A 6886-nucleotide genomic window follows, 5' to 3' on the forward strand; every position below is an offset into this window, starting at 1 on the left:
AATATTTCTGATGGTTCGATAAACTATCTTTTGTGAACTACCTCTTTGAACCTTAATCGGGTATTTGACAACTGGTGGCTTATGTATTGACATCACAAAAACCCCATCTGTACAACATTTTGGTTTTTTGGAGGCTGACAGATCATTCCTTCGACTGACTGACATTTGATACTCAGTTTTGTATTGTTGAGGCTGATATCAGATGTCTTTCTTTGATTTGGCAGCGGTGAGAACACATATTTAGCATTCTGACCATTACCTTCAGTTCGTAGATATCTGTATTGCGTACCCTCAATCATATATACTTGCGATTGATTCAGGGTTCTAAGCTCGTAAACAGGATTTAGTTTCATCGTTTTTTTCCAACTCCAAGTAAAAAACTGCACCTGTATTTGCAACTTTAGCCAAGTTGCTATCTACTAATTTTTGAATTACATCTTTTCTTCTACTGGCTGACGCTTATCATCCAGGGATAAGCCATCAGCCTCCCAGGGCAAACGCATCTAAAGTATAAGAATCCTTTAATGGCAAGGGTTTGGGCGTTTTATAATTGAGTCTCTTTTTTCATCAATATCCTTGTCCCGCAAGGGTTTCAGGTTTTACGTGCGTTTGCCCTGATCAGCCTCCATGTCGTAAAACCAAACGTAATCAGTTCCCCCAACCCCAGTTTTGGTAAAAATCAACACAGCCGTAGACACGCCAGCATAAGGTTTAAATACCCCTGACGGCATTGAAATTACACCATCGAGCTTATGCTCCTCCACCAAAATCTCTCGAATTTTCTTGTGTGCGGTCGAAGAACCAAACAACACACCATCAGGCACAATCACCGCCGCCCGTCCACCGATTTTCAGCAGCCGCAGAAATAGGGCAATGAACAGTAATTCAGTTTTAGTTGTGGAAATAACCTTACTCAAATCTTTAGCGATCGTAGATTTTTCTATCGACCCTTTAAACGGTGGATTTGCCAAGATCAGCGTGAATGCTTCAGTAATTCCTGCATGGTCTTCTGATAAAGAATCTCGTGCTTCAATTTTGGGATCTTCAATACCGTGCAGCATCAAGTTCATGCTGCCAATCCGCAACATCGTCCCGTCAAAGTCAAAACCATGAAACATTTCTTTATTGAAGTGTTCTCGATTCCCAGGCGCATTGAGAATTAGATTACCATCGCTATCCTTGAGGTCGCGCAGATATTCAGCCGCAACCACCAGAAAGCCAGCCGTACCACAAGCGGGATCGCAGATAATTTCTCTTGGCCCTGGAGCCATCAATTCGACCATCATTTTAATGATGTGTCGGGGTGTACGAAACTGCCCATTAGTACCTGCCTGGGCAATTTTTGACAGCATATATTCATACAAATCGCCCTTGGTATCCCTGTCTTCCATCGGGATTTGGTCAATCTGCCCTACCACACTAGCCAACAATGCAGGACTAGCAATTAGGAAAACAGCATCTTTCATGTGGCGGATATAAGCACTGTCTTCTCCACTTTGCCCCAAGGTTTTGATAAATGGAAATGCTTCATCCCGCACAATCCGCAGCATTTCCTCAGAATCAGTCAGGTTTTTGAAGTAAGACCAACGACAACGCTGCTTTTCGGGCGGGAAAATAGGGTTAGTAATGGGTTTATTCAGTCTGTTTGCTTTTTTCTCTTGGGCTAACTCCAGGTCATCTAAGCGTTTGATGAACAGCAGGTAAGAGATTTGCTCGATTACTGAAAGGGGATTGCTGATACCATTATTCCAGAAAGTTGTCCAAAGGCGGTCAACCTTTGACCTCATCTCACCTGTGATCATCCGTTTAACTCCAAGGGCAAGCACCTGTGTCTCCACAGCCGTGCAGTAGCAAAAACTAAATGTGTTAATACATCCTACACTAGAGATGCTTTAATGCAATGGCTTCAGTAGAGTTAGCTTGGTATTTCATTAATTCATTCACCTCTTATTACTTCTTTGATGTAAGTCTAAGTAAATTAATTATCAAGCTGCTGAAGTAGGTGTTGCCTTGGCACGCTGTTTGAAACTCTCAAAATCAATAATTTTAGATTCTTTAGCAGTTTTCCAAACTGCTTTAATAACATTGGAAATTGGAGGTAAGACGACTAAAACAAACTGACCCAGCCCTTTATTTTTCTTGTCAGCGACCTTCATGATACGAGGCATATCAGACCAGTCAGGCATTACCCAGAAAGTAACAGTAAAAAATGCTTTAAAAGATTCAACGAGTAAAGTATCTAGCCGTAAACAATCTAATATACCCTCTACGCAAAAAGCTATAAAACCAAAATCATCTAATACAGCAAAAAAGGAACCAATTTCCACAGATAATTCAATAAATTCGTTCAAGAAGAGTATTAGCAGTTCAGATGCGTGGGTTTTACTTGATGACAAACTTTTCTTAACTGAATCTGTTGATACTCAAGCTGATAAAAGCGTAAAAATTTATATTTTACCAAATGCTCCTACACAGGAAGCTGCTTTACGTAATCTGCAACCAGAACAAAATTATTATAGGAAACAAATTTCTTACGCTTACCAAAATGAAGCGGCAATGATGCAGGTTGAGAGTGTTATTTCAACATCAGTAAAAGGTAAAACTACCTTTATTATTACATTAAAGCCATGTTCACAAATACAAGGAAAAAATTTTATGGCAATGAGCTTTAATGGTTATAGTATAGATAAAATTGCTGAGTTACGTGCGCGTTTTATATTACTTAATGAACTACCTTCTCCTACCCAAAACGAAAATGGTTACTCAATGCTGAGTTATTTAATTAAAGGTTACGACAACTCCTCCAAAATAGAACAATGTGTTTTTCTCAATTTATGGGCTAGACTGAAAAACGATCCACAACTTTTCCTAACTCATGCCCGTCTTGCAGCAATTTACATTTTAAAAACTAGTTATACAGTTGAACATATATTAGAGTTGAGGCTTACTCTACTTAAAAATAATATATTATCTGTTCAGTTTAGTGGGCAAAGAAAACAAAATTATAGTGATCAAGAAACTTTTATTATTAATGTAAAAGGAAATTGCGATCTTAATACCCCTATTTAATAAAAAAATAGAAATAAAGGGCTATTTCAATAAGTAGCTAACATCAACAAAAATATTTTGGAATAACAAATTTTTATCAAATTTTGTATTAATTTGTAGTTTCTAACTCCAACAAACTCAACACTTTCTCTTCCAAGCCTGTCAGATAAGACCGCTTCAGCCTCCCCAACGATTCCAAAAACCTCTGCACCGACTCCTCCAACTCACTCGAATACACCCGATTGATGCGATCGCAAATTTGCTGCATCTGTTCGCATTCATCAGGCAAATAATTGTAGGACTTTAGGTATTGCAACCCAACCGTGTACTCGCCATCCCAGGTTTTAACCGTACAACTAAATTCACCCACGTGATTAACTATGCCCCAATACCCACCCTTACCTCTGAGTTCGGGGTTGTCCTTTGCGAGAATTTGGCAGACTTCACCGATTTGGTAGGTGTTAGGTAATCTGGTACGTTCTATTATCCTCTGCACCACATCAGTTACGATTCTGGCACTGGGAACTTTACCGCCAGCAATTTGGACTGCCCTTTGCCACACTGCCTGCTGTTGCTGGGGTTCGAGCTTGGTTAATGATCGGACTTGACGCTCACTCGTTGGCAAAATTTGTGTCCCAATGGGACACATTTTCTGTTCGCTCGAATCTGTTTCATTTTGTGTCCCAACAGATTGCTCTTGCTCATCACTTGAGTCAGTTTCGGTTTGTGTCCCAGTGGGACATATTTGCATGAGATTATCTACTACAACCGCAGCTTCAATCAATCTGTAAGGATGACGACGCTCGAATCCAAACCTGTCTTTGCAATATTACTCGAAAGTTTTGTGTGTAGCGCGATAGAGCCTGCGATCGCGCAATTCCATCAACGCCTTGCCAGCCTCAAAAAATGCTCTCTCAACTTTGCGCTCCAAATGCAAGCGATCGCGTTGCTCATCCTCGGTTAATTTATCCTTAGAGGAAGTGCCATAGATACTTGCGGTGAGGGTAAGACCCTGCCAAAATTTAACCTTTTCTTTAACAAAGAATGCCCATATTTTTACTGAAATAAGCATTGTTGCTTACTGAGTATTAATCTGATACTTGTATCAATGATTGTTGTAAATCGATTAAAATTGCCCGAATTAAAAGATTCCTAGCTGAAAATACCAAAAACTGCTAAGTCACTGACTAACTACCTAAGATTTACAACCTCGCAAACATGGCAAGCAAAAATAGGAGATAAAATATGTCCCAAATGCTAAATCGTCGTCGATTTCTTCAGGCATCGGCGGCGGCAGCAGCCAGCATAAGTGTATCCACTGTTCGCACTTGGGCTGGTGGTGTTGACGAGTATGTTGAGGCGATAGTAATTGGTAGTGGTTTTGGCGGTGCAGTCACATCATTGCGGCTTGGTCAGGCTGGAATTGAAACAATCGTACTGGAACGAGGAAGAAGATGGCAAATCACTGACGCAGGCAATACTTTCTCTACAACAGATAACCCAGATGGTCGTGCTGCATGGCTCAGTCCCACTACAGTTTTACCCCCACCAGTTCCAGAAATCCCCATTGATGTATATACTGGCGTTCTCGATGTCAAAAGAGGGAATGGTATCAATGTATATCGTGGCGCAGGTGTTGGGGGTGGTTCGCTTGTCTACGGTGCTATCACTTATCAGCCAACTGAGGAACTATTTTATAAAGTTTTTCCCCGTACTATTAAATACTCTGAACTAGATCGAGTTTATTACCCACGGGTGCGTTCCATCCTCAAAGCATCCCCCATCCCAGACGATATTCTCCAAACTGAATACTACTTAGCAAGCCGCATTCTCATGGAGCAAGCCCGTAAGGCTGGTTTGAATACACGCAAGATTGACGCAGCCATTAATTGGGATATTGTTCGTCAGGAAAGAGCAGGTAAAAAGGTTGCTTCCATTATTAATGGTCAAGTTTATTACGGTACAAATAGTGGGGCGAAAAACAGCGTAGACCGCAACTATCTAGGTATGGCAGAGGCGACTGGTAACGTTGAAATCCGACCTTTGCACGTAGTCACGATGATTGGAGAATCGGATCGTGGACGTTATCGAGTTGTTTGCCATCAAATTAACGAGCGAGGAGAAGTGCTTGTCCAAAAATCCTTTATTTGTCACTATCTATTTTTGGCCGCAGGTTCAATTGGCACTACTGAACTATTGCTGCGTGCTAAAACCAATCGTACTTTGCGTCGGCTAAATAATCAGGTAGGAAAGTTTTGGGGAACGAATTCCGATTCAACTACTTTAATGATTAATGCTGGTGAAACGAATCCAACACCAGGGAATCCAGGTGTAATCGCAGTTGAGCATCTCGATAACCCTATTGCCCCAGTAATACTTGAAGCATTTCACGGACTTCCTTTTGTACCACAAGGTATTCTTCCTGTTCTTGGTCAGGGAATTTCCCAGCCAGAGGGCTATCTTACCTACAATACAGCTACTAAATTAGCGGATTTGTTCTGGCCTAACAACTCAGCTGATAGTCAAAGAAATACTCAGGCTCTCCAGTATACTTACCAACGACTCAACCAAGCCAATGGTACAAGTCTTGCTACACCGCCTGACTACAGTTTCACAGCACACCCGCTTGGTGGTGCAACAATTGGGCAAGTATGCAGCACTCATGGGCAAGTCTTTGGTTATCCTAATTTGTTTGTTGTTGATGGTGCGCTTATTCCCGGTTCAACAGCCTGCTCAAATCCCTCGCTGACTATAGCAGCTCTGGCAGAACGGAGCATGGATCACTTTCTTAACCGGATTCCTAGACTTAGAAAAATATAACTTGGCGATTTAACCCTATAGGGGGTTCGCCATCGCAGGTTGGCATATAGCTTGTTTGCATACATCTACCGAATACTTGGATACTTAGATACTTGAGATCCACATACTCAAACTAAAGGCGATCGCACCCTCAAACCCGCGATCGCCTTTATCTTCTAAGAAAATTATTAGTTGAGAGCAGTAGCGATCGCATCACTAATTTCTTGATGCTGTGTACAGTGACAAATTAAATAACATTGATACAAATTCTTGTCATCAAGTTCAGCTTTACCCACTTTGTAATTGTAACTATTTGTGTTGATATAGCTTGTAAGTTCCCTAAGTTACTTCTAAGCTTAACCCTCTTTGAGTGCAAGCTTTACACCCTCAATGACATTAATTTGGCCTGCGACAAATAAAAAGTCACTGTACAACCGTAATTAGATAAAGTCGAGCTAAAATATCTTCGTTATTCTTCTACACATCACGGGTTTTGAAAAAATTATAGATTGCAAGAGCAATGGCTAAAAGCAACACTGCATGAATTAAATTTCCGGCAATATGAAGTACTAATCCTAATGCCCAAAAAGCAATCAGTACAACAACAATACCCCAAAGTATACCTAACATATATTTGCTGTCTTGCTCAAGTAAATTTTAATTTGTTCATATATTTTAGCCATAGTTTCATGTTGATTCTATTTGCCTTTAGAGGGGTCTATAAATTTAAATCATCTTTCTTGAGGAAGAAAATTAATTAAAAATTAGTCTTATGGGTAATCAGCTTTGGTGTTTTTCTTCAAGAATGTGATTGTTAATCAAAATCCCAAGCTGTAACGTTGCTGGTGGACAACTTGGTGCGGATTTGTGTAGGCATTTGTTACAAACAGCGCTTGCTACAAATAAACCTTCAAACCGCAGTTTTTAATACTTGAGAAAGTATAAAAGAAAACTTTTTAGGACAAGATATCGTTTTTAATGGTAATTAAGCGTTATTTAGCGGCATAGCTTTCTCTGCGTTTTTGGGGTGCAGTAATGA

Annotated in this window: 6 protein-coding genes and 1 pseudogene; 2 read left to right on the forward strand and 5 right to left on the reverse strand. The window is 40.4% G+C overall.

Annotated features, from left to right (window positions below):
- Window positions 1-92 precede the first annotated feature (92 nt).
- From RMY31_RS25380 to RMY31_RS25390, 3 genes are all read right to left on the reverse strand, one after another.
- Window positions 93-353 carry a hypothetical protein gene (locus RMY31_RS25380; protein ID WP_409878389.1) on the reverse strand — a complete coding sequence of 87 codons (261 nt, stop codon included), beginning with the start codon at window positions 351-353 and terminating at the stop codon, window positions 93-95.
- Window positions 354-599: 246 nt separating this feature from the next.
- Entirely contained in the window at window positions 600-1802 is a 1203-nt protein-coding gene (locus tag RMY31_RS25385; protein ID WP_322667310.1) for a class I SAM-dependent DNA methyltransferase, read from the reverse strand.
- A 183-nt stretch (window positions 1803-1985) separates the two neighbouring features.
- Entirely contained in the window at window positions 1986-2168 is a 183-nt protein-coding gene (locus RMY31_RS25390) for a hypothetical protein (RefSeq protein WP_322667308.1), read from the reverse strand.
- Here RMY31_RS25390 and RMY31_RS25395 point away from each other — a divergent pair.
- Complete coding sequence (locus tag RMY31_RS25395) at window positions 2155-3069, forward strand: hypothetical protein (protein WP_322667306.1); 915 nt, start codon at window positions 2155-2157, stop codon at window positions 3067-3069. The genes RMY31_RS25390 and RMY31_RS25395 overlap by 14 nt on opposite strands.
- 88 nt (window positions 3070-3157) lie before the next feature.
- Here RMY31_RS25395 and RMY31_RS25400 read toward each other — a convergent pair.
- A pseudogene (locus RMY31_RS25400) lies at window positions 3158-4039 on the reverse strand (hypothetical protein).
- A 254-nt stretch (window positions 4040-4293) separates the two neighbouring features.
- On the opposite strand from RMY31_RS25400, the gene RMY31_RS25405 reads away from it, so the two are divergent.
- Window positions 4294-5868, forward strand: coding sequence for a GMC oxidoreductase (locus RMY31_RS25405; RefSeq protein WP_322667300.1), 1575 nt, complete (start codon window positions 4294-4296; stop codon window positions 5866-5868).
- Between the two features lie 456 nt (window positions 5869-6324).
- Here RMY31_RS25405 and RMY31_RS25410 read toward each other — a convergent pair whose 3' ends face one another.
- Complete coding sequence (locus RMY31_RS25410) at window positions 6325-6477, reverse strand: lmo0937 family membrane protein (protein ID WP_322667298.1); 153 nt, start codon at window positions 6475-6477, stop codon at window positions 6325-6327.
- Window positions 6478-6886: the final 409 nt, after the last annotated feature.

This window comes from Dendronalium sp. ChiSLP03b, assembly GCF_034531165.2.
Taxonomy (GTDB): domain Bacteria; phylum Cyanobacteriota; class Cyanobacteriia; order Cyanobacteriales; family Nostocaceae; genus Dendronalium; species Dendronalium minutum.

Coding starts and splice junctions, on each gene's coding strand:
- RMY31_RS25380 (WP_409878389.1), bottom strand. CDS start 353: ATGAAACTAAATCCTGTTTACGAGCTTAGAACCCTGAATCAATCGCAA.
- RMY31_RS25385 (WP_322667310.1), bottom strand. CDS start 1,802: ATGATCACAGGTGAGATGAGGTCAAAGGTTGACCGCCTTTGGACAACT.
- RMY31_RS25395 (WP_322667306.1), top strand. CDS start 2,155: ATGATACGAGGCATATCAGACCAGTCAGGCATTACCCAGAAAGTAACA.
- RMY31_RS25390 (WP_322667308.1), bottom strand. CDS start 2,168: ATGCCTCGTATCATGAAGGTCGCTGACAAGAAAAATAAAGGGCTGGGT.
- RMY31_RS25405 (WP_322667300.1), top strand. CDS start 4,294: ATGTCCCAAATGCTAAATCGTCGTCGATTTCTTCAGGCATCGGCGGCG.
- RMY31_RS25410 (WP_322667298.1), bottom strand. CDS start 6,477: ATGTTAGGTATACTTTGGGGTATTGTTGTTGTACTGATTGCTTTTTGG.